Annotated in this window: 23 protein-coding genes, 1 tRNA gene and 1 pseudogene; 16 read left to right on the top strand and 9 right to left on the bottom strand. The window is 71.1% G+C overall.

Annotated elements, in window-relative coordinates:
• Nucleotides 1-134: pseudogene (locus tag ACFY7H_RS29340) on the bottom strand (phosphoadenylyl-sulfate reductase); the annotation flags it as partial.
• Between the two features lie 342 nt (nt 135-476).
• Here ACFY7H_RS29340 and ACFY7H_RS29335 point away from each other — a divergent pair.
• The 4 genes from ACFY7H_RS29335 to ACFY7H_RS29320 all read left to right on the top strand — a co-directional run bounded on the left by ACFY7H_RS29335 (nt 477) and on the right by ACFY7H_RS29320 (nt 6,845).
• A complete protein-coding gene (locus ACFY7H_RS29335) occupies nt 477-2,222 on the top strand; it encodes a hypothetical protein (protein ID WP_388944075.1) in 1,746 nt (581 codons plus the stop codon).
• Nucleotides 2,219-3,400, top strand: coding sequence for a hypothetical protein (locus ACFY7H_RS29330; RefSeq protein WP_388944072.1), 1,182 nt, complete (start codon nt 2,219-2,221; stop codon nt 3,398-3,400). Before ACFY7H_RS29335 ends, ACFY7H_RS29330 begins: the two co-directional genes overlap by 4 nt.
• 137 nt (nt 3,401-3,537) lie before the next feature.
• Nucleotides 3,538-5,247 (top strand): nitrite/sulfite reductase, encoded by a 1,710-nt coding sequence (locus ACFY7H_RS29325; RefSeq protein ID WP_388944069.1) that lies wholly within the window; start codon nt 3,538-3,540, stop codon nt 5,245-5,247.
• Nucleotides 5,248-5,987: 740 nt separating this feature from the next.
• The gene (locus ACFY7H_RS29320; protein ID WP_388944066.1) at nt 5,988-6,845 is read left to right on the top strand and encodes a hypothetical protein; all 858 of its coding nucleotides are present in this window, start codon (nt 5,988-5,990) and stop codon (nt 6,843-6,845) included.
• On the opposite strand, the gene ACFY7H_RS29315 is transcribed toward ACFY7H_RS29320, so the two are convergent.
• The 3 genes from ACFY7H_RS29315 to ACFY7H_RS29305 form a co-directional block, all read right to left on the bottom strand.
• On the bottom strand, nt 6,836-7,681 hold the full coding sequence (locus ACFY7H_RS29315; RefSeq protein WP_388944062.1) for an aldo/keto reductase: 846 nt from the start codon (nt 7,679-7,681) through the stop codon (nt 6,836-6,838). The two genes, ACFY7H_RS29320 and ACFY7H_RS29315, sit on opposite strands and share 10 nt — an antisense overlap.
• Entirely contained in the window at nt 7,615-8,826 is a 1,212-nt protein-coding gene (locus ACFY7H_RS29310; RefSeq protein ID WP_388944059.1) for a JmjC domain-containing protein, read from the bottom strand. Before ACFY7H_RS29310 ends, ACFY7H_RS29315 begins: the two co-directional genes overlap by 67 nt.
• A gap of 89 nt (nt 8,827-8,915) precedes the next feature.
• Entirely contained in the window at nt 8,916-9,071 is a 156-nt protein-coding gene (locus ACFY7H_RS29305; protein ID WP_157853303.1) for a hypothetical protein, read from the bottom strand.
• Nucleotides 9,072-9,805: 734 nt separating this feature from the next.
• On the opposite strand from ACFY7H_RS29305, the gene ACFY7H_RS29300 reads away from it, so the two are divergent.
• Nucleotides 9,806-11,164 (top strand): hypothetical protein, encoded by a 1,359-nt coding sequence (locus tag ACFY7H_RS29300; protein ID WP_388944054.1) that lies wholly within the window; start codon nt 9,806-9,808, stop codon nt 11,162-11,164.
• Here ACFY7H_RS29300 and ACFY7H_RS29295 read toward each other — a convergent pair.
• On the bottom strand, nt 11,134-11,667 hold the full coding sequence (locus tag ACFY7H_RS29295; protein ID WP_388944052.1) for an NUDIX hydrolase: 534 nt from the start codon (nt 11,665-11,667) through the stop codon (nt 11,134-11,136). The two genes, ACFY7H_RS29300 and ACFY7H_RS29295, sit on opposite strands and share 31 nt — an antisense overlap.
• A gap of 240 nt (nt 11,668-11,907) precedes the next feature.
• Here ACFY7H_RS29295 and ACFY7H_RS29290 point away from each other — a divergent pair, with 240 nt between their 5' ends.
• Complete coding sequence (locus tag ACFY7H_RS29290) at nt 11,908-12,168, top strand: hypothetical protein (protein WP_388944048.1); 261 nt, start codon at nt 11,908-11,910, stop codon at nt 12,166-12,168.
• A 95-nt stretch (nt 12,169-12,263) separates the two neighbouring features.
• Complete coding sequence (locus ACFY7H_RS29285) at nt 12,264-12,794, top strand: GNAT family N-acetyltransferase (RefSeq protein ID WP_388944045.1); 531 nt, start codon at nt 12,264-12,266, stop codon at nt 12,792-12,794.
• Between the two features lie 242 nt (nt 12,795-13,036).
• On the opposite strand, the gene ACFY7H_RS29280 is transcribed toward ACFY7H_RS29285, so the two are convergent.
• Entirely contained in the window at nt 13,037-14,320 is a 1,284-nt protein-coding gene (locus ACFY7H_RS29280; RefSeq protein WP_388944042.1) for a pyridoxal phosphate-dependent decarboxylase family protein, read from the bottom strand.
• A gap of 277 nt (nt 14,321-14,597) precedes the next feature.
• Between ACFY7H_RS29280 and ACFY7H_RS29275 the strand changes: the two genes are divergently transcribed.
• Nucleotides 14,598-14,954: a nuclear transport factor 2 family protein gene (locus ACFY7H_RS29275; protein ID WP_388944040.1), complete on the top strand. Its 357-nt coding sequence runs from the start codon at nt 14,598-14,600 to the stop codon at nt 14,952-14,954.
• A 73-nt stretch (nt 14,955-15,027) separates the two neighbouring features.
• On the opposite strand, the gene ACFY7H_RS29270 is transcribed toward ACFY7H_RS29275, so the two are convergent.
• A complete protein-coding gene (locus ACFY7H_RS29270) occupies nt 15,028-15,411 on the bottom strand; it encodes a hypothetical protein (RefSeq protein ID WP_361608284.1) in 384 nt (127 codons plus the stop codon).
• A 173-nt stretch (nt 15,412-15,584) separates the two neighbouring features.
• On the opposite strand from ACFY7H_RS29270, the gene ACFY7H_RS29265 reads away from it, so the two are divergent.
• From ACFY7H_RS29265 to ACFY7H_RS29255, 3 genes are all read left to right on the top strand, one after another.
• A tRNA-Lys gene (locus tag ACFY7H_RS29265) sits at nt 15,585-15,669 on the top strand.
• Between the two features lie 247 nt (nt 15,670-15,916).
• Complete coding sequence (locus tag ACFY7H_RS29260) at nt 15,917-17,023, top strand: iron-containing redox enzyme family protein (RefSeq protein WP_388944037.1); 1,107 nt, start codon at nt 15,917-15,919, stop codon at nt 17,021-17,023.
• A gap of 6 nt (nt 17,024-17,029) precedes the next feature.
• Nucleotides 17,030-17,701: a hypothetical protein gene (locus ACFY7H_RS29255; protein WP_388944034.1), complete on the top strand. Its 672-nt coding sequence runs from the start codon at nt 17,030-17,032 to the stop codon at nt 17,699-17,701.
• Between the two features lie 107 nt (nt 17,702-17,808).
• Here ACFY7H_RS29255 and ACFY7H_RS29250 read toward each other — a convergent pair whose 3' ends face one another.
• A complete protein-coding gene (locus tag ACFY7H_RS29250) occupies nt 17,809-17,955 on the bottom strand; it encodes a hypothetical protein (RefSeq protein ID WP_388944031.1) in 147 nt (48 codons plus the stop codon).
• Nucleotides 17,956-17,972: 17 nt separating this feature from the next.
• The gene (locus ACFY7H_RS29245) at nt 17,973-18,986 is read right to left on the bottom strand and encodes a bifunctional lysylphosphatidylglycerol flippase/synthetase MprF (RefSeq protein ID WP_388944028.1); all 1,014 of its coding nucleotides are present in this window, start codon (nt 18,984-18,986) and stop codon (nt 17,973-17,975) included.
• 248 nt (nt 18,987-19,234) lie between these two features.
• Between ACFY7H_RS29245 and ACFY7H_RS29240 the strand changes: the two genes are divergently transcribed.
• Genes ACFY7H_RS29240 through ACFY7H_RS29220 form a run of 5 tightly spaced genes read left to right on the top strand, consistent with a single transcriptional unit; the run spans nt 19,235 to nt 24,048 of the window.
• Complete coding sequence (locus ACFY7H_RS29240) at nt 19,235-20,374, top strand: acyl-CoA dehydrogenase family protein (protein ID WP_388944025.1); 1,140 nt, start codon at nt 19,235-19,237, stop codon at nt 20,372-20,374.
• Between the two features lie 45 nt (nt 20,375-20,419).
• Nucleotides 20,420-20,971, top strand: a complete 552-nt coding sequence (locus tag ACFY7H_RS29235; RefSeq protein WP_388944022.1) for a hypothetical protein — start codon at nt 20,420-20,422, stop codon at nt 20,969-20,971.
• Nucleotides 20,968-21,600, top strand: coding sequence for a flavin reductase family protein (locus ACFY7H_RS29230; RefSeq protein ID WP_388944019.1), 633 nt, complete (start codon nt 20,968-20,970; stop codon nt 21,598-21,600). The genes ACFY7H_RS29235 and ACFY7H_RS29230 overlap by 4 nt, the downstream gene beginning before the upstream one ends.
• Nucleotides 21,597-22,580 carry a VlmB-like protein gene (locus ACFY7H_RS29225; RefSeq protein WP_388944017.1) on the top strand — a complete coding sequence of 328 codons (984 nt, stop codon included), beginning with the start codon at nt 21,597-21,599 and terminating at the stop codon, nt 22,578-22,580. The genes ACFY7H_RS29230 and ACFY7H_RS29225 overlap by 4 nt, the downstream gene beginning before the upstream one ends.
• A gap of 4 nt (nt 22,581-22,584) precedes the next feature.
• The gene (locus ACFY7H_RS29220; RefSeq protein ID WP_388944014.1) at nt 22,585-24,048 is read left to right on the top strand and encodes an APC family permease; all 1,464 of its coding nucleotides are present in this window, start codon (nt 22,585-22,587) and stop codon (nt 24,046-24,048) included.
• Nucleotides 24,049-24,057: the final 9 nt, after the last annotated feature.

Below are 24,057 nucleotides of genomic sequence, written 5' to 3'. Positions count from 1 at the left end.
GACGTCACACAGAACCTGGCCCCGAACGTCCCCACCGCCCACCGCAGGATCTCCAGGGCGGAAGCGTCCTCCAGGTCCCGGCCCGCCCGCTCGGCGAGTCCTCTCATATTTCCGTGCACTTGAGTCGTCGTCATCCGGCGGCTCCTTCGAATGGGGAACGCGGCGAACGGGCAGGAAATTTTCTGTGCCGAGATTAGCAATGCCGACACATAAAGCACTGACGGTGCGCTGATCGCGGGCATTTTCGGCGAGAATTCGCCACCCTACGCCACCACCAGTAGTTACGCGCACTTCAGGGGTTTTGTCGATTTCCTGTCCAGTCCCTCCGGACGCGGCGTCAGGGTGCGGTAAGGCTCCTATCAGCGGACCGCCAGCGCCCTTGTGCCATAGTGAGCCGAAAATCGCTTGGAAATTCCCGTCGACCGGCCGGTCCGCTTTTTTTCCGGCCGTTACCCCGGAGAGGGCACGCGGAGAAAATGAGCCTGCAAGGTCTGCGCCGAGGAAGGCTGATACGCCGCCTCGCACTCTGTCTGTCGGCGGTGGGACTCACCGCCTCCATGCTCACCGCGGCGGGTCCCGCCGCAGCCGGTACGCCGGAGACCTGGACCTCCAGCTTCCAGGGCAGCGACGGCGTCACGTACACGGCGACCAACCACCTGGTGGACGCCTCCCGCGGGCCCGGCCGGCAGTGGATGCTCGTCTGGTCCGGGCCGGCCAAACAGCCGGCCCCCGACTTCCTGACCGTCATCGACGCCACCCCGGGCTCCCCCACGTACGGGAAGGTCGCCAACACGGTCACCGTGGGCCCGAACAACGGCAACGAGCCGCACCACATGCAGTACGTGTGGCACAAGGGCGACCGGATCTACGCCGGCGGCATCATGAGCGACACCACGTTCGTCTTCGACGCGAAGGCCCTGCCCGCGCTGACGATCGCCGGGGTCAACACCACCGCCGACACCCCCTGCGGGACCCTGCCCGACGCCTACCAGGTGCTGAGCGACGGGACCGCGTACGGCACGTACATGGGCGGCCCGAACGTGACCGGCCCCTGCACCTACACCAACGGTGAGGTGCGGGTCGGCAACGGGGCCGCCGGATCGCCCGGCGAGATCGTCCGGATCGGCAAGGACGGCAGGACCCTCGCGGAGATCCCGGCCGCCACCGCGGCGGGCGAGGACCCGGCCCAGTGCGGCAACGTCCCCGCGCTGCCGGCGGCGACCTGCGCCAACCCGCACGGGGTGGCGGTCCGCGAGGACCTGAACATCATGGTGGCGAGCGACTTCGCCGAGGCCCGCAACTTCATGACGCCCGACTCGGCGCTGAAGGAGAACCTGGCCCGCCAGACGGTCCGCGTCTTCGACATCACCGACCGCGACAACCCCACGCTGAAGTCGGTGTCCAAGGTCGCCGACGGGCCGCGCGGGGCGCAGGAGCAGCGGGCCTTCTTCCGCGAGTCGCGGGTGGTCATGGAGACCGCGATGACCAACCGGCCCGGGCACAAGGGCGCGTTCGTCTCCTCGATGGCGGGCGGGGCGGTCTTCTACACCCCGGACATCACCGCACCCGACCCGCAGTGGAAGGAGGTCTTCGACGACACCACCGCCTACCGGGCCTTCCAGCGCGACAAGACGGTCACCGGCAGCGGCGACAACGGCAGCTGGCTGGCCGTCAGCCCCGACGACCGCTTCCTCTTCCACACGGTGATGGGCCAGTCGGTGCCGTACGGCAAGCCGCTGGACGAGACCACGGGCATGATCTACGTCCTGGACATCCAGAAGCTGCTCGCCGCCGGAACCGGCGCGAAGTGCTCGGTCGACGAGCTGAGCGAGGTCAGCCGGGGCGGGCACGAGCGCGACTGCCCGGAGCTGGTGAGCACCGTCCCGATCCGCGACGTCAGCTCGGGCGGCCCGCACTGGGGCGCCATGGACAACTTCAAGCGCGGCGCGGACGGCGTCTACCGGGAGACGACCCAGGTCGGCCGGATCGCGGTGGCCAACTACTTCGTCGCCGGCTCCTTCGGCGGCGGCGGCGACCACCGGGTGTGCATGTTCGACCTCGACCGTCGCGGCAAGGTCAGCCTCGACCGGTCCTTCCGCGACGAGCACACCGGCAAGCCGTGCGTCGGCTTCAACCGGGCGTCGTGGCCGCACGGCGACTTCGGCGACGCGCAGCCGCACGGCGTCCTGTTCGTGGTCAGCGACAGCGTCGTCCGACGGTGAACGCGGTCCTCCTGGCGGCGGTCGTCCTGACCGCCGCCCTGGCGCTGGGCGCGGTGCTGCTGCTGCGCACGCGGCTGCTCGCCCGCCGCACGACCGCCACGGCGTACTTCGCCGCGGCGGTGGCGTGCGCGGCCCTCGCCGGTACCTGGGGCGGGCCGTCGCTGCCGGAGGGCGGGGCGCGGCGGGTGTCGGCGGGGCCGCTGCTGGGCTCGCTGGGGCTGGGCGGCGAGCAGGTGCCGGTGCTGGTGGTGCCGAACCGGCCGGGCTACAACCTGGTGGGCGTCGCCGCCCCCGAAGCCTCGGCCGGAACGGACCGGGAGCGGCTGGTGCGGGGCGGGCGGCGGCCCGGCTCGGCGCTGACGTGGGTGCCGGTCGAACTGCCCGCCGGGCCCGGGCGGGTGTGGGTCTCCGCCGGCGGGTCGCTCGCCCCGCTGGCGGTGGACACGGGCCGCGCCGGCGGGAAGGCGGCCCCGGCGGGGCTGAGCGGTGCCGACGGGCCGGAGTGCGCGAGTGCGGCCGCCGGGGCGGTGCTCGGGGGCAGCGCGAAGCCGCCGGCGGCCTGTCCGTCCGACGCCCTGACGCAGGCGGACGCGGCGGCGCTGCGGGAGACCGTGGGCTTCCTCGCCGGGCGCGGGGCGCGTTCGCTGGCGCTGGTCGAGGACGACTCGCCGCGCGGGCGGGCCGCCGCCGCCGAGGTGCGCGGGGCCGCGGCCCGCGCGGGGATCTCCGTGGGCGGGCCGGACGCGACCCGGCAGCCGCTGGTGGTGACCTCCGGCTGGACGGCCGCGGACACCGCCGTACGCGACGTCGAGGCGGGCCGCAGCACCGCCGAGGGCACCTACCTGGCGCCGTGGCTGCTGACGGCGCCGCTGCTCTCGCCGAGCGCGGGCCAGCTGATCCCGCTGCGGTACGCGCCGAACAGCCCGGCCGCGGTGGAGTACGTCGCGGCGCTCGGTGCCCGGCTGCCCGGCGAGGTGCCGACCGCCGCCGGGTACGAGGCCTGGCGCACGGCACGCGGCACGGCGGGACCGGCGCCCGCGAAGCTGTACGCCGCGGCCGTGCTGTACGTACCGGGCAGCGGCGGGCCCGCCGCGGGCGGCGGACACCACCACGCGGGGGCCACGAGCTGGCTGCCCAGCGGAATGATCGTCCCGGTCGCGGGCCTCGGCACCACGTGACGTCTGACGCGGACGTCTGACGCCTGGCGTCTGACGCCCGACGCCTGACATCTGACGCCTGACGCCTGACGCCTGGCGTCTGACGCCGACACGGTTCGGCCCGGATTTTCCGGCACCACCCGACAAGGAGCAGGACATTGACGGAGACAGTCGCCGCGCCGCCGGTCCGGACCGCCAGATCCGCGCGTCCCGCCGCCGCCCAGCGCCCCGAGGGACAGTGGGCACTGGGCGAGCGGGAGCCGCTCAACGCCAACGAGGAGTTCAAGGCGGTCGAGGACCCGCTGCTGGTGCGGGAGCGCATCGAGCGGGTCTACTCCCGCGAGGGCTTCGCAAGCATCGACCCCGACGACCTGCGCGGCCGGATGCGCTGGTGGGGGCTGTACACCCAGCGCAAGCCCGGGATCGACGGCGGGAAGACGGGCTCGCTCGCCCCGGAGGAGCTGGAGGACGAGCACTTCATGATGCGGGTGCGCAGCGACGGCGGCACCCTGGACGCGGCCCAGCTGCGGGCGATCGCCGACGTCTCGATGCGCTTCGCCCGCAACACCGCGGACGTCACCGACCGGCAGAACATCCAGCTGCACTGGGTGCGGATCGAGGACGTCCCGGCGATCTGGCGGCGGCTGGAGGAGGTCGGCCTGTCGACGACGGAGGCGTGCGGGGACTGCCCGCGCGTCATCGTGGGCAGCCCGGTGGCGGGGGTGGGCGCGGACGAGCTGCTGGACGCGACCCCGGCCGTGCGGGAGATCGCCGCGCGCTACATCGGTGACCCCTCCCTCTCCAACCTGCCGCGCAAGTACAAGTCGGCGGTGTCGTGGCTGCCGGACGTCCCGTACGAGATCAACGACCTGGCGTTCCTCGGCGCGGTCCATCCCGAGCACGGGCCGGGCTTCGGCATGTGGGTGGGCGGCGGCCTGTCGACGGTGCCGGTCCTCGCGCGGCACGTGGGCGTGTGGGTGCCGCTCGACGACGTCCCCGACGTGTGGGTGGCGGTGGCGCGGCTGTTCCGCGACTACGGCTACCGGCGGCTGCGGGGGCGGGCGCGGCTGAAGTTCCTGATCGCGGACTGGGGCGTGGAGAAGTTCCGCCGGGTGCTGGAGGAGGAGTACCTGGGCCGGCCCCTCCTCGACGGCCCGGCCCCCTCGCTCCCCCCGGCCCCGATCGACCACATCGGCGTACACCCCCAGCGGGACGGCCGGTGGTACGTGGGCGCCGCACCGGTGGCGGGACGCCTCTCCGGCACGAAGCTCGCGGCCCTGGCCGACCTCGCCGAAGCGCACGGCAGCGGCAGGGTCCGCCTGACCCCGTACCAGAAGCTCCTGGTCCTGGACGTGGCCGACCCGGAACCGCTGGTCACGGGCCTCGCCGGCATCGGCCTCCAGGCCCGGCCCTCGCCGTGGCGGCGCAACACGATGGCGTGCACGGGGATCGAGTACTGCAAGCTGGCGATCGTGGAGACGAAGGAACGAGCGGCGACCCTGATCTCAGAACTCGAAAAGCGCCTGGCCGGCGAGGACGTCGGCGCGGGCCTCACGATCAACGTGAACGGCTGCCCCAACTCCTGCGCCCGCACCCAGGTCGCGGACATCGGCCTCAAGGGCCAGCTGGTGGCGGACGAGGACGGCCGCCAGGTGGAGGGCTTCCAGGTCCACCTGGGCGGCAGCCTATCCCTGGCCGCGGACCAGGAGGGCGGCTTCGGCAAGAAGCTCCGCGGTCTCAAGACCACGGCGGCGGACCTCCCGGACTACGTGGAACGCCTCACCCGCGCCTACCTGTCGGACCGCACGTCCCCGTCGGAGTCCTTCACCTCCTGGGTCTCCCGCTGCGACGAATCCGCCCTCCAGTAGCCTCCCGACCATGCGGCCGGGGCCTGCTCTTCGCCCGCTCTGCCTGCTGCACCATCGGCCGCACGGTAGTCGGCGGCGCCACCGTTGGGATCGCCGTCGGCACCGGCGCGCGGGTCGGTACCGGGGTGTACGTGGAGCTCGACGTCGGGAGCTGGGCCGCGCGGAAGAATCGGCCGTCCTCGGCGGTGCCGAACCCCCGATGCGGTCGCGGATCAGAGGTACGAAGACCGGCGGGAGGGGGCCACTCGTGCTCATTGCGGTCAGGCCCAAAGCCTGCCCGAGTTGCCGGCCAGCGTACGGTTTCCTGAACATGCCCGACCCCAACCCGAACAGGACACCGGCCAAAGCCGCTCCGGCTGACCGTGATGCTCAGGTGCGGCAGTCGTCATCAAATGCCGCAGAGGGAAGGGGTGTTGACGCCTACGAGCCCCACCCGGATGGGCGCGCTGGGGCTCGTAGGGGAGGCGCTGATCAGGCGGCCGAATGCGCGGGGGACGGGGCTGGAGAATGGACCCTGTCAGGTCCTCCGCACGTCGGCGCACGAGCGGGGCCAGCTCGACGTACCAGCCACGGCCCACGGCCTGGAGCATTTCGGCGTGGGCGATCTGTTCGGTAGGTACGTCGTGTAAGACCTCGATCGACTGCTCCGATAGTGGAGTTGCTGCGATGAGCCATTGACGAGCAGGTCGTGTAGGCGGGCCCTCTCCTGTTACGGTCGTCTGTTCGCCGAGGAGGTCGTGATGACTGTTTCCCCGCCCGTCGCTGCCCGAGTGGATCTACGCCGTGAGTCGGTCGAAGGCGTATTGGGGCGTGTGGAGAAGGCCCTGCATGTGCGATTGGAGCGGCAAGAGCTGGTACGCAAACGGCGCTCCTTGGGCGGCCGTACGGACCGGGGGACGTGGGTGCGTATCGAGCGGCGGGGATTCGAGCGGATCGGCCCGCAGGGCTGGAACGGGACCGAAGCCGCTGCCGTTCTGCAAGGGGTCGCGATGCCCGAGTGGTACCAGGGCGTGGTGTGGCGCGAGCCGGGCGAACCGGTGATGTGGCGTGCGGATGAGCTGGAACTGCTTGCGTCGCCGTCTGTCGCCAAAGGCGCCCTGGTGCTCGAAGACCCGGGCCTACCGGATGCCTGGTGGGCAGCACTGAACGCCTCGCTGGACGCGCTCGCGGACCAGCTGACGCCGCGAGTCGCGACGCCGGACACGGTAACGATTACCCAGGAGCAGGTGACGCAGACAGTCGGCGAGGTCTTCCCCGGCGTTGCCGATACGCGGATCGAACGGTGGACGCCGGCTCATGCGGATTTGACCTGGGCCAACGTGATGGGACCGGAATTCTCCGTCATCGACTGGGAGGACTGGGGCATGGCGCCCCGGGGCCTGGACGCCGCAACGCTGTGGGGCAACGCGCTGGCCGTCCCGGCGCTCGCGGACCGCGTCCACCAGGAGCGGCGTGCGGACTTGGAGAGCCGGGACGGCAAGCTGATGTCGCTGTTCTTCCTGTCGAAGATCGTCGGACCCCACGCGTACGAGGAGGATCCGCTGCTGGTGCCGGCCCGCAAGGAGGCCGAGCGCCTGGTGGCTGAGCTTCAGCTCTGACGGTGCCCATGCAGGGCGCGCAGGTACTGACTGACGGCGGTGGTGTCCACCTCGGCGCCGAGGGCATGGAGCAGCTCGGCCAGGTGACCGGGGTTGTCGGTGCCGGCGGCCACTGCGGCCGCACTCGGCAGGTGGAACGCCGTACGGAATGCTGCCTGCTCGTGGGACAAGTCATCGTGGGGCGGTCGAAGGAAGGGGCGAGGGTCGAAGTCCTCCCAGACCTTCCCGTTGCCACCCCCGAAGGGGCTCATGCCCCAGGTCTCGCCCGCCTGCCAGACGCTGCGTAAGACGGCCGTGGTGTCGAGGAGGTCGATGCCCACGAGGAACCCGGCCCGGACCATGAGGACGTCCGGAGACGGCAGGTCGTCCACCCCGACCATGCCGAGCGGCCGGGTGTCCCAGGAAGACACACCCCATGTGCGGCACAGGCCCTCGCGGGCCGCGTCGACCAGGGCGGTGCAGGCGCTGCCGAGGAGGGCGTGGCCATCGGCCGGGGATAGGCTCGTGAGGCTCCGTTCGGGGTTGTGGAGGAGCACGGTGTCAGGTTCTCTGCCGAGTTCCTGGGTCGCCTTCTCAATGGCCAGGCGCAGCCGACTTGGATCGAGGGAGTGCTCAGCACCTCTGGCGCCCGGGAAGAAGCCCACCTTCGTGGAGAGGGTGAACTTCGGCAGCAGATCAGCAGCCGTCTCGGCCAGCACCGCGTGCGAGCGGAAGCCGAGGTAGGCAGCCGCGGTGTCCAGGGAGGTGACGCCGAGGTCGAGTGCGGCCGTCAGGATGTCGCGGTGGTGACGAGACCGGTGTAAGCCGAGGACAAGGCGGGGGTCAGCTCCGTGCACAGTTCCTCCTTCAGCAGGATCTGGGCGAGCTGTTCCACGTCCAGGCCGGTCTTCTCGGCGGCGTCGGCGATGTCGACGGGGTGGCCGCTCAGGAGCAGGGCGAGCGCGGGGTACGCCTTTCCGGAGAAGGAGACCTTCTTGCCTGCCGCGAGGACGTCCACAGTGTCGGCGTGCTGCTCGATCACGGGCTCGAAGTCGGTAACGCACACGACGGCCGCGGGCTTTCCGAACAGGCCGGTGGCCGGGACATGCCGGGCCGCCAGGCGTTCCCGCTCCCGGGCATCGAAGAAGTCCTGCGGGGTCAGCTTCGTAGCCATCTGGGCAACGGCGTCGGCCAGGAGCCGCTGCTGCCCCTCCCACTGGCCAGGGGAGTTCCAGCGGTCCAGGTCGTACCGGAACAGCTCCTGTGTGCGGGCTTGGTCGGCGAGCCAGGCCAGCCAGTTCACGCCGACGCGCTTCACGATGCCGAAGGTGGCGTGCAGGCTGTAGCCGTCGCCCTGGTCGTCCCGGGTGGCCTGGTGCCAGAAGCCGCGGGGGATGTGCATCACGTCGCCGGGCTCCATGACGCCCTGCCACACGATCTCGTCGCTGGGCTCGGAGTTGGGGGCGGAGTCGCGGTACATCGGAGCCTTGCGCGAGGCATCGCGGACTTCCCAGCTCTTGCGGCCGGCGAGCTGGACGATCACGACGTCGTGGTCGTCCCAGTGGAGCTTGAAGCCGCTGGCGTCCTGGGTGGTCAGGTAGGCGTTCACCTGCACCAGTTCACGGGCCCACCACTGGAGCGCGCGGCAGGTGGCTTCCATGGCCGGGTCGAAGAAATCGACCTCGTCCAGAACCATGGTGCAGCCCTCGCGCATCAGCGCGCCGACACGGTTCATGTCGGCCATCGGGATGGCTTGTCCCCGCCGAGTGACGGAGGGGTGGATGTAGCGGCCGGGGTGCAGTTCGGCGCCGTCCTGGAAGATGCGGAACTGGGGGGTGGTGACGCTGCGGCGCATCACCAGGTCCAGCAGCTTCTTGGGGTTGAGCAGGCGATCGAGCAGATCAAGATCCTCGATCGTTCCCCGGGCAAAAGCGGCTCCGAGTTCCCGGGGTCCGTCCCAGCCGAGGGCTTTCTCCATCGCGGTGACGAAGTGGTGGTCCATGTGTTCCTCCGGTCTGCGTCATGGGCGTCAGGGCCGGGGGCCCGCCTGGTTGACGAGCCCCCGATTGGTGCTGTGGCGTGCTGGTGGTGCTACTCCTGCGGGAGGTTCAGGCCGTCGCGGTTCTCGCCGTCGTCGCCCGCGGAGGTGCCGGTGGAGTCCGACTCTGCCGCCGCAGCGGTGAAGCGGTCCTGGACCTTGATCAGGCTCTCGACGCCGATCAGCAGGTCTTCCTTCTGCGCTGCCATGTGTGTCTCCATTTCCTGGAAGTCCAGGGCCGACGGGTGCCGGCCCAGCCCCGATGGGGCGTGCCTCACCAACCCGCTTTTCCGGGCCGGTGAGGAGACGGGGGGTGGCGCGAGGCCACGGATCGAGCGAACTCGGGATTCGTGCCGAAGCCGGGTGCAGGTTCAGCGGCCGGGATCACCAGCGATGGCCAGGGTGACCACCAGGACGATGACGGCAGCGGCGTAGAGAAGCACGGCGTGTTGTTGACGCCTGCCCCACGAGGCTCGACCGCGTACCCGGGAACCCCGGTCTAAAGGAGCTTTCACGGTCGGGAAGTGGTCACTACGCCGCCCCCGGCGCGATGGATGCCGGCCGAAGGGCACCGGCCGACGACGACGTACCGCCACAGCGCGGGCACTCGCACGGGGGGGGTTGGAGAGGATGTCGAACGGGTCGCCTTCCAGGACCCGCGTGCTCGGCGACCACGTCCGGCCCGAGTCCCGCGATACCCGGATGCTCATCCGGACGCGGGGTTCTATGCCCAGGTCAGAGGTCTTCCCGAGGGCCATTCGCTCTGTGTCAGGAGTGCCCGCCGACTCGTTCAAGGCGGTCGTCCTCGCTCGCTTCGCCATGTCCAGAAGGATCGCGATCAGGACGACGGGCCAGAAAGGCCCAGCGGATTACCCAACTTGGGTAACATCACGGTCCGTTGAGACCTTGAAGCGATCCGTAGTCTTCCTCCGGAGCGTGCCCGATGCCCGAGTCACGTCGCACGAAGGAACTACCGGCAAGTCTGCTCACCGATCCCGAGATGATCGACGCGTGCCGAGTACGCGACTTCGCGAGGGTCTTTCGTCTGGTCAAGGCACGCGCTGGCATCTACCCGTCGATGATCGCGCGCCAGTGTGAGCTGACGCCGAGCCGGGTGGGGGAGGTAATCGCGGGCCAGCGGCAGCTACTCCACATGGACGTGATCGAGCGGATTGCCGACGGGTTGCGCATCCCGGGGAACATGCTTGGGCTTGCTCGACGGGAGTGGGAAACGCCGGCCGCGCTTGCGGTGGCAGAGCGAGAGCCACCGAAGTCGGTGCACCCGCCTGCCGGGCTCAGGCCGCTTGCAGTCTTACCTGGGGTGGAGGTGGACAGCATCCTTGCCTTGGCTGCCGGTGCCAAGCCGAGCCCTTCCACTCTCCAGGCGCTCCGGTCCTCGATCGAGGACTACTGGCGACGCGACGACGAGCACGGCGGGGAGACCCTTCGACCGGCCGTCGTCGGCCAGCTGAGATACGTCGAAGGACTGCTGAAGCGCCAGCGGCCGACGCCGATACAGAACGGCCTCTACGGCATCGCGGCGGAGCTGGCGCGGCTGACGGGTTGGACGTACTTCGACGCCCGGCAGTACCAGCAGGCCCGCGCGTACTTCTCGGAGGCTTTGCAACTGGCCAGAGAGATCGACGACCATCCGTTCATGGCCAACGTGCTGGCCTGCATGAGCTTGCAAGCGACCTACCAGGACAGGCCGGCGGACGCGCTTGCGCTGGTGTCTGCTGCCCAGGACCAGGCCCGTGCCGCCAGCGGGGCGACACCGAGAGTACGGGCGATGCTGGCCATGCGCGAAGCCTTCGCCCACGCGGCCTTGGGGGACCGGAAGGCGACGCATAACGCGATCTCCGAGGCTCACAGTCAGTTCGAGCGCATCCACGAGGGCGACCCGGACCCGGCATGGGTGACGTACTTCGATGAACCGAAGCTCATCGTGGACACCGGCATTGCGCACGGCCGTCTCGGCGAGACAGCGATCGCCGAACCGCTGATCGCGGATGCGCTGGCGCGGGAGGATCCTGCCAACCAGCGCGGCCGGGCGTTCCACGCCCTCTGGCTGGCTCGCACCCAGTTCCAGCGGGGCAAGCTCGACCAGGCGTGCCACACGGCGATAGAGGCACTGGTGCCTGCCGCAGCGGTGTCGTCCGAGCGGGTGGCCGGGCACCTTCGCGAGTTCTACGAGCAGCTTGCGCCCTATCGCGAGGTGCCGGCCGCGGTTGCTTTCGAGGCCCGTCTACGAGCGATGCTTCCCCCACAGAGTCAGCGAACCCCTTCGTCCATCAGGACGTAGAGGAGGCCGACCAGGGAGCCGCTGCTGACGATCTCGCGGCGGTCGATCATGCCCCGGATGTTCGCCAGTGGGATCCACTCGACCCGGTCCGACTCGTTCTTCTCGGTCGGCGGCCCGTCGTACGTCGCACCGTCCGCGCGGAACAGGTGGTGCTGGGAGTCAGTGATGCCGTTCGCCGGTTCGGCGTAGATCAGCGGATTCATCGGGCCCGGACGCCAGCCAGTCTCTTCGAGGACTTCACGAGCGGCAGCCTCGCCGGGGGTCTCCTCCGCTTCCACCAGGCCCATGGGTAGCTCCCAAGCCCACGCGTCCGTGATGAAGCGGTGGCGCCACATCATCAGGACCTCTTGGCGGTCGTTGAGCACGGCGGCCACTGCCAGGTGGCGGAGCTTGACGACGTGGTGTTCCCAGCGGTTGCCGTCCGGCGTTTCGATGTCGGTGAGCCACAGGTTCACCCACTTGTTTTCATAGATCGGACGTTCCCCGTGGATCTTCCACTGCATCGCTGCGGCCCCTCTCGATCGGCCTCCAGCATCGCAGAACCAGGGCTGGCCAAGGCTAGGTTCAGCGAGGATTCATGTCATGCCGACGAGAAGCGGAGTGCTGAGTCGCTGCGAGGAACCCTCAGTCTTTCCCAGCCAGGAAGAACTCACCGCCAGCCCCCAGACGGGCGACATGATGTTGCTCGCCGAGACGGATCCGTCAGGGGGTGGCAGTGGAGCCGCCAGTGGTTTCCCAAGGGGGTGCGGGGCCGGATCTTCGCTCTGTCCGAGCTGACGGTGATACCGCGGTGGCAGGGCACCGGCGGGGCGCAGCGGATCCATGACGCGCTGCTTCAGTCGCTGGACGTGGACTTCGCGACGCTCCTGGTGGACTCCGCCCACCCGAAAGTGCAGGCCCTGTACGAGGGCTGGGGCTACGAGAAGCGGGACTACGAGAAGCGGGACGAGGCCAAGCCCCCCGACGACTCACCCCTCTACGGGGTCATGGTGCGGGATCTGTAGCCTCTGCCAGGGGGCAGGCGCGGGCCGGGCGAACGGCCCGGCAAGCCGCCCCGGCAGCCGTGCGCAGCGCGGCCGCAATACCTGGAGGACGTCGTATGAAGACCCGGCTGCGCCGGTTCACCGAGTTGGAGCAGGTCCGTGGACCGCTCACCGCGGTGTACGCCGAGGTGCGGGAGCCGTTGCTGCACCTGCGGAACTACGCCGTCCCGACCTTTGCCGAGCGGCTGGAGCGGTACGGCCGGGAGCCGGGTTTCGCGGCCGTGCTCGCCTTCGGCCCAGGGGACCGGCCGGTCGGGTACGCGTACGGCAACACGGTCGGGGCCGGGGACCTCTGGTGGAGGCGGATCGGCGACGTGGACGGGGAGTACACCGTCTCGCCGGCCCTGGCCCTCAGGGAGATCGGCGTGACGGCGGCCTGCCGGGGGACGGGGCTGGCCCGGCGGGTCCATGACGAGTTGCTGGCCGGTCGCGAGGAGCGGTACGCCTCGCTCATGGTCAACCCGGCCGCCGGGGAGGGGAAGGTGCAGCGGGTCTACGAGTCGTGGGGCTACGAGGCGATCGGGCCCGTGCGGCCGTCACCGGATTCCCCCGTGCTCATGGCGATGGTCCGGCCGTTGCACTCGTGAGATGAGGGACGGCCGCCCGGCCCGGGGCCCGGCCCGGAGCGATGAGCTGGACCGTGGAGTCATGACGATGGACCCGAAGTGGTACGCGCACACCGTGGAGAAGGCCGGCCGACGGCAGATCGAGCGTGACGGCCTGGACGAGCTGATCTCCTGCTTCGACGCGGCCGACGGGCCCGCCGATCCCGATGCCGTGGGCGCCAAGCCGGCCCGGCTCCCCGGCCGCGCCCCAGGCCGGGGGTTCGTCAGGCCGTCGCGCGTTCCTGGGCCAGGGCTTCGAGGATGACCTCCACGCTCCGGTCCACGTCCTCCGTCGTGGTGCGCCAGTTGACCACCGAGACGCGCATCGCCGCGCGGCCCTCCCACACCGTGCCGCCGAACCAGCACGTGCCGCTGCGCTGGATGCGGGCGATGACCCGGCGGGTCGTCTCGTCGTCGTCGCCGAAGCGGACCAGGAGCTGGTTGAGGACGACGTCGTTGAGGAGTTCCACGCCGTCGACGCCCGTCAGGCGGTCCGCGAAGCGGTGTACGTGGGCGCAGCAGCGTTCGACGAGGTCGGCGACGCCCGAGCGGCCCAGGGAGCGCAGCGCGGCCCAGACGGGCAGGCTGCGGGCGCGGCGGGAGAAGTCGGGGACCCATTCGATGGCGTCGCGTTCGCCGTCGGTGCCGGGCGGGAGGTAGCCGGCCCGTTCGTTGAGCATGGCGGCCCGGTGGGCCTCGGGGTGGGCGATGACGACGATGCCGCAGTCGTAGGGGACGTTGAGCCACTTGTGGGCGTCCAGGGCCCAGGAGTCGGCCCGTTCCACGCCCTCGACGAGGGGGCGGAGCTTCGGGCTGGCCGCGGCCCACAGGCCGAAGGCGCCGTCGACGTGGACCCAGGCGCCGTGGCGGTGCGCGATGTCGCAGATCTCCCCGACGGGGTCGATGGCGCCGGAGTTGACGTCGCCGATCTGCGCGCAGACGATGACCGGTCCGTCGAGTCCGGAGAGGGTGGCCTCCAGCGCGGCGGGGATCATGCGGCCCTTGTCGTCGACGGGCACGTTGCGGATGCGCGCGGTGCCGAAGCCGAGGTAGCGGGCGGCGAGGTCGATGGTCATGTGGTGCTGGGCGCCGGCGACGATGGCGACGTCGGGCGCGCCGCCCAGGCCTTCGCGTTCGACGTCCCAGCCCGCCTCGGCGAGGAGTTTGTGCCGGGCGGCCGCCAGGGAGGTCAGGTGGGCCATGGTGCAGCCGGTGGGGAAGCCGACGGAGGCGTGGGCGGGCAGGCCGAGGAGTTCCAGGACCCACTGCGCGGCGACGTCCTCCGCCACGGCGATGGCGGGCGAGAGGTTGTAGAGGCTGGCGGTCTGGTCGTACGCCGCGACGAGCCAGTCGGTGGCGATGGCCACGGGCAGGGTGCCGCCGGTGACGTAGCCGAAGTAGCGGGGGCCGTTGGCCGTGGGGATGCCGCCTTCGGCGACCGCGCGGCCGAGGAGTTCGATGGTGTCGGTGGGCCCGGACGGTCCGGCGGGCAGCGGGCCACCGAACATTTTCAGCAATTGTTCGGAGCCGGCAGTGGCACCCACCGGCCGATCGGCGAGGCCCGCCAGATATTCGATGGCCTGCTGATAGGCCAATGCGAGAGGCGCACTGTCTGCTGTGGTCATAGTACGAAGCTAGGCGGCTGGTACTGACGTGCGACTGACTCAAATGGCCTGAAGTTCCAAAGTCTTGGACAGGGAGCCGTTGGACTGTATTACTTTCTCCTGTGGCCCGTTCCGACCGGGCGGGCCACCCGTGCCGAGCCATGAGACATGAGGAGTCCCGATGTCCGACGAGCAGACACGCAAAGTCATCGAACAGTTCAACCAGGCATTCCAGCTGCACGACCCCGGTCTGCTGAAGGACATCCTCGCCGAAAACTGCCGGCTGGAGAACTCCGGGCCGGCTCCGGACGGCACGAAGCACGTCGGATATGACGAATGCCTTCAGTTCTGGACCTCCATCGCGGGCAACCAGCAGATGACCTTCGAGGTCGAGGACGTCTGGACGGCCGGCGAGCGCGCCGTCTGCCGCTGGACCCTGCGCTGGGGCAGCGGCGCCCGGGACTTCGTGCGTGGGGTGAACGTGCACCGCCTTGAGAACGGGCTGCTCGCCGAGAGCTTCGGCTACGTCAAGGGATAAGAAGCACGGCGGAATGCGGAAGGGGCGCGGGCCGGGAATCCGGACCGCGCCCCTTCCTCCTTCGCGGCACGCGTCAGTCGGCGAGCTGGGAGACGATCATCACGCAGTCCTCCAGGGCCCTGGTGGCGTGCCCCTTGCCCTGTGTGTCCTCGACCAGCTGGGTGTTGCCGGGTACGAAGGTGCGCCAGGTGCCGTCGCTGACCCCGCACTCCATCCTGCCGCTGACCAGCGTCATGATCTGGCGGCGCGGCGCCGGGTGGAAGTCGCCGAACCAGCCGGCGGGGATGTAGAGGTAGACGGCCTGCTTGGCCGGCACGCCCTCGGAGACGAAGAGGGAAGGCGCGGGCGGGGCGAAATTGACGGCCGTCACCTCCAGCGTCTCGTCGATGAAATGCGATTCGCCGTTCTCGTCGTTGTAGAGACGGGAAACGGAGATTTTGGCGGTTTCGGCGCTCACGGGAACTCCCCTGTGTACCTGGTGAAATGTGCCTGCGAAGAAGTTCGATCGTCCTTCACTATCCCAGCCGCCGCTGATGGGGCCCTGACCGGTTGACGCCAATTCCCGTCTCAGATATCCATCAGCAGCATGTCAGCCGGCCCGTGCCAAGCTGATGGCAGAGAAAGGCCGTTGGAGAGGTACCCAAAGCGGCCGAATGGGGTCCGGCTCTTCGCCGGACGGGCTCTGCCCACGCAGGTTCGAATCCTGCCCTCTCCGCAGGTGCTCATCCCAGGCACGCGCATCCCGATCCGATGACCAGGGATGCGCGTGCTTTGGCATGAGGGGCCCTGTACGCACACACGGCAGGGCCCCTTCGGCGCCCATCTCGTCCCCGGCCTCGCGGAGCGAGCGCATCACGCCCGTCCGCCCGCGGGCTCGCGTGACGGAGACGTATGTCCTTCTTCTTCCTCAACCCGGCGCGACCCCGAACACGGCGTCGTCTTCCCGAGGGACCCCGAGAGACATGGAGACGCAGTTGCCCACCAGCGACCACCCCAACGTGCCCACGATCCGCAGGACCGACGCCGCCGCGCTCGTGGACGAGGTCTCGTCCTGGCTGACCGTCGACGCCGACGAGATCGACGCCAAGTTCCTTGGCGAGCGCGCCCGCATCGTCGAGGCCGTCACCGACATGAACGCCGCCGCCATCGCCGGCCCCGGCCGCGACGACGCCCACTACCACCAGCAGCTCCTGCTGTCGCGCATCTACCAGACGGTGATGCAGATACCCGACCGGCCCACCGCCGAGGGTTCGGTGCTGCTGCACGAGGTCACCCGGCTGCTGGAGAACGCCACCCTCCAGGCCGAGGACGCCCACCTGGAGCCCGGGCTGCTGGAGTCGGCGCCCACCGATCCCAAGCAGTTCCTGTCCTGGCTCAAGGGCCTCGTCCGCAAGCACCGCGCCTTCAAGCACCCGTACTACACCGACTTCATCAACCGCGAGGCGCGCAGCGAGGACCTGCGCACGTACGTCATCCAGGAGTCGCTGATCGACGGCCGCTTCGACGACTTCCTCGCGATGATGCAGATCGGCACGGCCGGCGCCAGCAAGATGGAGATCGCCTCCAACTACTGGGACGAGATGGGCAACGGCGACCCGGAGGCCGTGCACACCCACCTCTTCAACAAGATCTACGAGGTGTTCGACGTCCGCGCCGAGGACCTCGAGGCCGCCATGACCACCACCGACCTGCACTCCGGGAACCTCGCGGTGCTGCTGTGCCGCTACCGGCACCTGTACCCGGAGGCGGTCGGCTTCCTCGGGATGACCGAGTGGCTGGCGCCCGACCGGTTCCGCAACGTCGTACGGGCCTGGGAGCGGCTCGGTCTGCCGGAGGTGGGGATCACCTACCACCGGCTGCACATCACCATCGACTCCCAGCACGCGGCGGGCTGGTTCCACAACGTGGTCATCCCGAGCGCCGACACCGCCTACATGCGCCGGGGCATCGCCCGTGGCGCGCTGTGGCGCGCCAACTCCTCCGCCCGCCACCTCGACGAGCGCCTGGACCTGGCGCGCCCCGGCACCGGGGACACGGTCGCCGAGCGCACGCCCGTCGCCGCGGGCTGAGCCGCCGTGTCACTGCGGGAGCACGGCTTCGCGTTCGTCGGGCTGGGCCCGGTCCCCGGGGCGGTCGCGGCCGGTTTCCGGGAGCCTCCGTACCGGGTGGTGCGGCTGCGGATGTCCTGGACGGCGGACGACGACTGGCTCTTCCTGCCCGTCACCTCGTACGAGGTGCCGTACGACGTCCCGTACGACGGGGCCGACCGGCGGCTCGAGGCGGGGCTCGCGGCGCTGCTGCGGCGCACCCTCGGCGGGCCGTGGCTGGACGTCCACGCGGACTGGCTGATCGAGCTGCACCTGGTCCGCACGGTGGCGCCGGCCGGGTCCACGGTCGCGGTGCGGCTGCCCGGGCCGCCGGGCGCGGGGGCCGGCGGGTTCGGCCTCGTGGCGGTGGCGGGGCGGGCCGGTGCGGGGACGGCCCGGTCGCGGCTGTTCGGCGCCGGCGGGGCCGCGCCCCTGCTGGAGGCGGCCCCGGCACCGGGGCAGGGGCTGCTGTTCGACCGGCGGGCGGTGACGCGCGAGCGGCACGAGCTGCTCGCGGGCCCGGCCGGCCCGGTGGTCCAGGACCTCCTGGTCGCCCGCGTGTCCCGGCCCGCGGGGCCCGAACCGGCCCTGCGCAGGCGTCCGATGCTGGTCCGCGGCCCGGCCGGCACGCTGGTGCGCACCCGCCCGGCGCTGCGCTGACACCGCCCGAGGGGGTGGCGGGGAGCCCTTCCCCGCCACCCCCGTTATCCCGTGCGCGTACGAAAGGGCCCCGCCGACGGTGTCGGCGGGGCCCGCTTCCGCGCGGCCTACTCCCCCGCCGCCCGCAGCAGTGCGTCCAGGCGGGCCAGGTCCGCGTCGCAGAGGCGGGCGGCCTCCAGGTCGTCGGGGGCGGCCGCGCAGGCCTGGAAGCGTTCCACGACCAGCAGGCCCTGGGCCTGGATCTCCTCGGACATCACGTACGACCTCCCTCTCAGACCGCGTTGCAGGCGCGGAAGACGTGGACCAGCCCCGGCAGGCTCGCGCCGTGCTGGAAGGCGATGTACTCCGGCAGCACGGCGGAGGGCGCCCACTTCTGCTTGTACTCGAGCTGCGTGCGCGCCGGGTAGATGTGCGCGCCGTGCTCCCACAGGTGCTCCATGAACCAGTGGAAGCCCGGGCTGTGGCCCGGGAACCGGGGGGCCGTCAGCGAGGTGAAGGGCGTGAAGCCGAAGTGCAGCCAGCGGGTGCCCTCGGCCGTGAACACGTCGATGGCGGCCTTGTTGAGGGCCTCCATCACCCCGGGCGGGGAGTCGGGCTGCCGGCGGCTCAGGTCGTGCATCCAGCCGGGCTGCGGGCCGTAGACGGGGGCGTAGGAGACGTAGCCGATCAGCTCGCCGTCTCGGACGGCGGCGAAGAGGCGGCGCAGGTGCTGGTAGCGGCCGCCGGTCTGGCCGACGAGGAATTCCAGGGGCTTGACGCCCTCGCCCTTGGTGGCGAGCCAGGCGGTGTCGAGTTCCGCGATGCGGTCCGCGAAGTCGTCGTACGCGACCTCCTTGATCTCCAGGCCGCTGCGCAGCGCCCTGGAGATCTTGTTGCGCAGCTGCATGAACTTGGTGCCGGCCAGGGTGAAGGTCTCCAGGTCGACGGCGTACGAGGCGCCCATCTGGTTGACGGTGAAGCCCTGGTCGACGTAGACGTCGGCGTCGGCGCCCTGGAGCTGTACGGAGACGACCTCGCGGCCCTGCCCGGCGGCGAAGGCGGTGAAGCCCGCCAGCAGCCGGGCCCGGGGTCCGTCCGGCCCGGCGGGGGCGAAGGGTGCGAAGGGGCCGCCGAACTGGACCAGGTAGCGGCCGACGGGGCGGTAGACGATCACCCCGGGCACGTCCGGGAGCCGGAAATAGCTGTTCCCGTCGCTGAAGGCGAAATACGCACTCGGATTTCCCGCGTCCGCATACTGCCGGATGGCTTCGAGCGCGACATCCGTCTCCAGAACCGTTCCGGTCATTTCAGATCCATTCTCGCGCCGACAACTCCCTCACTTATGGCACGCGCCGGCTTCCCCCACAACCCCCGAGCCGCCTCCCGGTCAGCCGACGGTCAGTGGTGGGTCAGTTGAAACCGCTGGTCAGATGAGTGTCAGGCCTCAGTCAGATAGCGGGTGAAAGACTTCTGAGCGCATATTGACTTTCGGATCACGGGGAATACCCGCCGGTTCGGAGGAGAATTCCGAGACAGCCCGAGGAGAACACGGCGATGCGTTCCCTGACGACAGCGCGCGGGATCTGCGAGCAATTCCACGCAGGCCTTCTCGACGCACTCGAAGAGCTGCCGCTCATGGCCCGGGAGGGCGCGGACAGCCCCGTGCTGGAGCTGTACCGCGAGCACGGCGGTCCCGGGCTGCTCGTGCCGGCCGCGTACGGCGGCGCGGCCGCCTCCGCGCTCCAGGCGGTGCGGGTGCAGCGGGCGATCGCCGCCGCCTCGCCCTCCCTGGGCGTGGCCACGGTGATGCACCACTTCACGGTGGCGATGCTGTTCCGCCTGGCGGAGGTCGCGGACCGGCTGACGCCCGCCCAGCTGAAGCTGATGTCGGCGGTGGCCTCCGACGGGCTGCTGCTGGCGTCCGGCTGGGCGGAGGGGCGTACCGACCAGAACATCCTGGCGCCCTCGGTCGTGGCCGACCGCACCCCGGGCGGCTACCTGGTCAACGGCTCGAAGAAGCCGTGCAGCCTCTCGCGTTCGATGGACGTGCTGACGGCCAGTGTGATGGTGGCGCACGACGACGGGCGCTCCTCGCTGGCGCTGATGCTGATCCCCGCCTCCTCCCCCGGGATCGAGACGCGGCCGTTCTGGGCCACTCCGGTGCTGGCCGCCTCGCAGAGCGACGAGGTCCGGCTGACCGACGTGGAGGTACCGCGGGACCTGGTCATCCACAGCACTCCGGAGGACGCCGAGCGGCTGGACGACCTCCAGACGGCCGGGTTCACCTGGTTCGAGCTGCTCGCCACCTCCTCGTACGTCGGCGCCGCGTCCGCGCTGGTCGCCCAGGTGCTGGACGGCGGCCGCGGCAGCACGGCGGAGCGCGCGCAGCTCGCGGTGCGCCTGGAGGCGGCGGTGGCGCTCGTGGAGGGCGCCGCCCGGTCCCTGGAGGACGGCACGGAGGGCGACGAGGCGGTCGCGGCGGTGCTCACCGCCCGCTACGCGACGCAGGACCTGCTGGCGCGGACCGTCGACCAGGCCGTGGAGATGCTCGGCGGGATGGCCTTCATCCGCTCCGCCGACGTGGCGTACCTCTCCTCGGCGGTGCGCGCCCTGGCCTTCCACCCCCCGTCGCGCGCGAGCGTCGCCGCGGAGCTGGCCGGCTACTTCGCCGGCAGTCCGCTGCGGCTGTCCTGACCCGCAGCACCCCCGCAGCCAGGCCCGTCGGAAGGACGACCCCGCATGGACATCAAGAACCCGGTGGAGTCACCGGTCACCTTCAACCTGCACCGCCTGGAGTACCTGGTCGCGTTCGCCGTGACGATCGGGTTCATCCTGTGGCACTTCACGGACATCAACTGGTTCGCCGCGATCGGCCTGTTCCTGTACATCGACCTGCTGGGCTACATCCCGGGCGCGATCGCCTACCGGCGCAGCCCGGACGGGCGGATCCACAAGGCGTACTACGTGCTCTACAACTCGATGCACAGCCTGCTGAGCGTGGCCGCCGTGGGGCTGCTGTGGATGTGGCTGATCGGGCCGGAGTGGGCGCTGCTGGCGCTGCCGTTCCACGTCTTCGGCGACCGGGGCGTCTTCGGGAACTTCCTGAAGCCCTTCGGGCTGCCCTTCGAGCCGGAGTCCACCCCGCTGGTCGACCAGGTGACGGCCATGCTGGGGCGGCGCGCGGCCACCGACGGCCCGGTGCCGCTGCCGTACGAGGAAGCTGCCACGACGAAGACCGGCGCGACCCTCGGCGCCACCGCCGCGGCCCCGGCCGTCGGGGCGAACCGGTGAGCCGCTACCCGGCCTGGCTGACGGACCGCAGCACCTCGGTCCGCAGCACCTCGGTGCCCGCCGAGGGGTACGAGGACCCGGAGGCGGCCCGGCTGGCCCTGCGCCGGCTCGCGTCGAGCGTGACGGTGCTGACCGTCAGCCGCGACGGCGTCCGGCACGGCACCACCGCCAGCGCCGTGGTCACCCTGTCCCGGGACCCGCTGGTCCTCGGCGCGTGCCTGCGGCCCACGTCGACGTTCGCGGCGATGGTCCGCAGGGCGGGCCGCTTCTCGGTGAACGTGCTGGGCTCGGCGCAGCAGGACGTGGCCCGCCGCTTCGCCAACCCCTCCCGCCCGCTCGGCGACGCCCAGTTCGAGGGCTTCGACTGGACCACCGACCCGCTCACCGGCGCCCCGCTGATCGGCGGGAGCCTGGCGCACATGGCCTGCCGGGTCCTGGGCTGGCACCAGGTCGGGGACCACGACATGCTCCTCGCCGAGGTCACGGGCGGCCATCACACCGTCGACTCCCCGATGCTCAGCTTCGCCGGCCGCATGCACAGCGCGTGCGTCACCCCGGCGGCCTCCGCCTCCGTCTCCGTTCCCGCATCCGCTTCCGCTTCCGCTTCCGCAAGTGAGGTCGCATCATGAGCACCGCTCCGCAGATCCCCGTCGAGGCCGACTGGGACCGCGCGCCCAACCTGCTCGACGGCGCCCAGGAGATGACCCTGACCGCCGAGGAGTGCGATCTGGGGTACTGGCTGTCGGCGGTCGCGCAGGGCACCCTGCGCGGGCGGGCCGAGGCCGGGCACGCCGCCGGGACGCCGGCGCACATGAAGGAGGACGGTCCGCTGCGGCAGGCCCTCGTGCTGGAACTGGGCAACCGGTCGCTGGCCGAGTCCCGGGCCGTGGAGGTGCTCTCGCACTACGTGATCGGCGCGCCCGGGGTCGTGGAGCAGGAGTTCTTCGCCACCCAGGTGATCGACGAGGCCCGGCACGCGATGATCTTCCGCAAGCACCTGGTGGACCTCGGGGTGCCCGCGGAGGGGCTGCTGGGGTTCATCAAGGAGCAGGGCGCCGACTACACCCGCCGGGTGCTGAACCCGATCGCCGAGTTCGCCACGGGCGTGGTGCGCGACGAGGGCGACTTCATCGGGGCGGTCGCGGTGTTCACCATCGTCATCGAGGGGGTGCTGGCGCCCGCCGCAGAGCTCAGCGAGCGCAAGTGGACCCTGCTGGACCCGGCCGCCGCGGAGATCGCGCGCGGGGCGTCCATCGACGAGATCCGCCACCTGACCGTGGGCAGCTCCATCGTCCGCGAGCACCTGGCGCGCCATCCCTCGTACCGGCCGCGGCTGATCGAGCTGATCCGGCGCGGCCGGCGCTTGTGGGACGAGCTGCCGTCGGAGGAGTTCGTGCTGGAGCGCGAGGAGCTGTTCCAGGAGGGCATGTCCGCGCACGCGGAACTGCTGGACGGCTACGAGGTGTTCCCCGGCTGCAAGCTGCTGGAGACCACCCCGAAGCAGCGCTACGACCTCGCCGAGCGGTGGACCGACGACATGGCCGAGGTGCGGCTGCCGTACATGGGCGTCCCGGAGGCCGTCGACATCATCCGCACCCACCCGAGGTGATCCGGTGACCTCCACCCTCCCCGTCGAGGCGCGGCGGCCGGAGGCGGTCGCCGCGCCGGGGCTGCGGCGGACCCTGACCACCCCTCGGATCGTCTTCCTCGTGGTCGCGGCGGCGGCCCCGATGTCGGGGGTGGTGGGCTCGGTTCCCCTCGCGTACGCCATCGGCAACGGGGCGGGGGTGCCCGCCACCTTCGCCCTGGCCGGGCTCATCCTGCTGTGCTTCTCCGTCGGGTACGCGGCGATGAGCCGGCACGTGGTGGGCGCCGGCGGCTTCTACACGTACATCGGCCAGGGGCTCGGGCGGCCGCTCGCCGTCGCGGGCGGGCTGACGGCCGTCCTCGCCTACACGGCGGCGGTCGCGGGCGTGGCCGGGGCCTTCGGGTACTTCGCCGAACTGGTCTCCGCCGCGCACGGACCGCCGGTGCCGTGGCCGGTGTGGACGGGCGGGGCGCTGGCCCTGACGGCGGTGATGGGCTACCGGCGCATCGACCTGAGCGCCCGGCTGCTGGCGGTGCTGATGGTCGCCGAGGTGGCGGTGCTGGGCCTGCTGGCGCTGGCCATCGGCGTGCGGCACGGGGCGGACACCCTGCCGGCCGCCGCGTTCCGGCCGGAGACGGTGCTGGCGCCGGGGCTCGGGGTGGCGCTGATGTTCGCGCTGATCTCGTACGTGGGTTTCGAGGCGGCCGCGCTGTACGGCGAGGAGAGCCGCGATCCGAAGCGCAGCGTGCCCGTCGCCACCTACGCCTCCGTGGTGCTCATCACCGTCTTCTTCGCGGTGGTCAGCTGGGCGGCGGTCGGGGCGGTCGGCGCCGGCCGGGTGGCGGACACCGCCGGCGAGGAGCTGGGCGACCTGTTCTTCCGCCTGTCGGACGACTACCTCGGCACCTTCGCGACGGGCGTGATGCAGGTGCTGCTGTGCACCAGCCTGTTCGGCGCGCTGCTCGGGCTGCACACCGCCGCGAACCGGTACCTGTTCGTCCTGGGCCGGGAGGGGGTCCTGCCGGGCTCGCTGGCCCGGGTGCACCCCCGGCACGCCTCCCCGCACCGGGCGAGCGTGGTGCTGTCGGTGGCCACGGCCGCCGTGTGCGCCGCGTTCGCGCTGGCGGGGGCGCATCCGTACACCAACCTGGCCACCACGATGCTGGCGCTGGGCACGGTCGGGATCGTCGCCCTCCAGGCGGCGGTGGCCGTGGCGGTGCTGGTCTTCTTCCGCCGGCACCCCGAGGCGCACTGGTGGCGGACCCGGCTCGCGCCCGTACTGGCCCTGGCCGGGCTGGTGGGCGCGCTCTGGCTGCTGCTGGACAACTTCGCGCTGGTCACCGGCACCACCTCGGCCTGGGTGAACCGGATCCCGTGGCTGATGGCGGGCGCCGCCGCCGTCGGGCTGGGACACGCCCGGTGGCTGCGGGCCCGCCGTCCGGGCCGCTACCGGGCCGTCGCCACCGCGCACGTCACCGACGAGGACTGAGGAGCCGTC

This window comes from Streptomyces sp. NPDC012794, from assembly GCF_042901085.1.
Classification (GTDB): Bacteria; Actinomycetota; Actinomycetes; order Streptomycetales; family Streptomycetaceae; genus Streptomyces.
Note: the sequence above shows the minus strand (reverse complement) of the source record. Positions and strands in the feature narration are given on the sequence as shown.

What these genes read in the sequence shown, in the direction of transcription:
- ACFY7H_RS29335 (WP_388944075.1), top strand. Translation starts at nt 477, where the DNA reads ATGAGCCTGCAAGGTCTGCGCCGAGGAAGGCTGATACGCCGCCTCGCA.
- ACFY7H_RS29320 (WP_388944066.1), top strand. Translation starts at nt 5,988, where the DNA reads ATGACTGTTTCCCCGCCCGTCGCTGCCCGAGTGGATCTACGCCGTGAG.
- ACFY7H_RS29310 (WP_388944059.1), bottom strand. Translation starts at nt 8,826, where the DNA reads ATGGACCACCACTTCGTCACCGCGATGGAGAAAGCCCTCGGCTGGGAC.
- ACFY7H_RS29305 (WP_157853303.1), bottom strand. Translation starts at nt 9,071, where the DNA reads ATGGCAGCGCAGAAGGAAGACCTGCTGATCGGCGTCGAGAGCCTGATC.
- ACFY7H_RS29300 (WP_388944054.1), top strand. Translation starts at nt 9,806, where the DNA reads ATGCCCGAGTCACGTCGCACGAAGGAACTACCGGCAAGTCTGCTCACC.
- ACFY7H_RS29295 (WP_388944052.1), bottom strand. Translation starts at nt 11,667, where the DNA reads ATGCAGTGGAAGATCCACGGGGAACGTCCGATCTATGAAAACAAGTGG.
- ACFY7H_RS29285 (WP_388944045.1), top strand. Translation starts at nt 12,264, where the DNA reads ATGAAGACCCGGCTGCGCCGGTTCACCGAGTTGGAGCAGGTCCGTGGA.
- ACFY7H_RS29280 (WP_388944042.1), bottom strand. Translation starts at nt 14,320, where the DNA reads ATGTTCGGTGGCCCGCTGCCCGCCGGACCGTCCGGGCCCACCGACACC.
- ACFY7H_RS29275 (WP_388944040.1), top strand. Translation starts at nt 14,598, where the DNA reads ATGTCCGACGAGCAGACACGCAAAGTCATCGAACAGTTCAACCAGGCA.
- ACFY7H_RS29260 (WP_388944037.1), top strand. Translation starts at nt 15,917, where the DNA reads ATGGAGACGCAGTTGCCCACCAGCGACCACCCCAACGTGCCCACGATC.
- ACFY7H_RS29250 (WP_388944031.1), bottom strand. Translation starts at nt 17,955, where the DNA reads ATGTCCGAGGAGATCCAGGCCCAGGGCCTGCTGGTCGTGGAACGCTTC.
- ACFY7H_RS29245 (WP_388944028.1), bottom strand. Translation starts at nt 18,986, where the DNA reads ATGACCGGAACGGTTCTGGAGACGGATGTCGCGCTCGAAGCCATCCGG.
- ACFY7H_RS29240 (WP_388944025.1), top strand. Translation starts at nt 19,235, where the DNA reads ATGCGTTCCCTGACGACAGCGCGCGGGATCTGCGAGCAATTCCACGCA.
- ACFY7H_RS29235 (WP_388944022.1), top strand. Translation starts at nt 20,420, where the DNA reads ATGGACATCAAGAACCCGGTGGAGTCACCGGTCACCTTCAACCTGCAC.
- ACFY7H_RS29225 (WP_388944017.1), top strand. Translation starts at nt 21,597, where the DNA reads ATGAGCACCGCTCCGCAGATCCCCGTCGAGGCCGACTGGGACCGCGCG.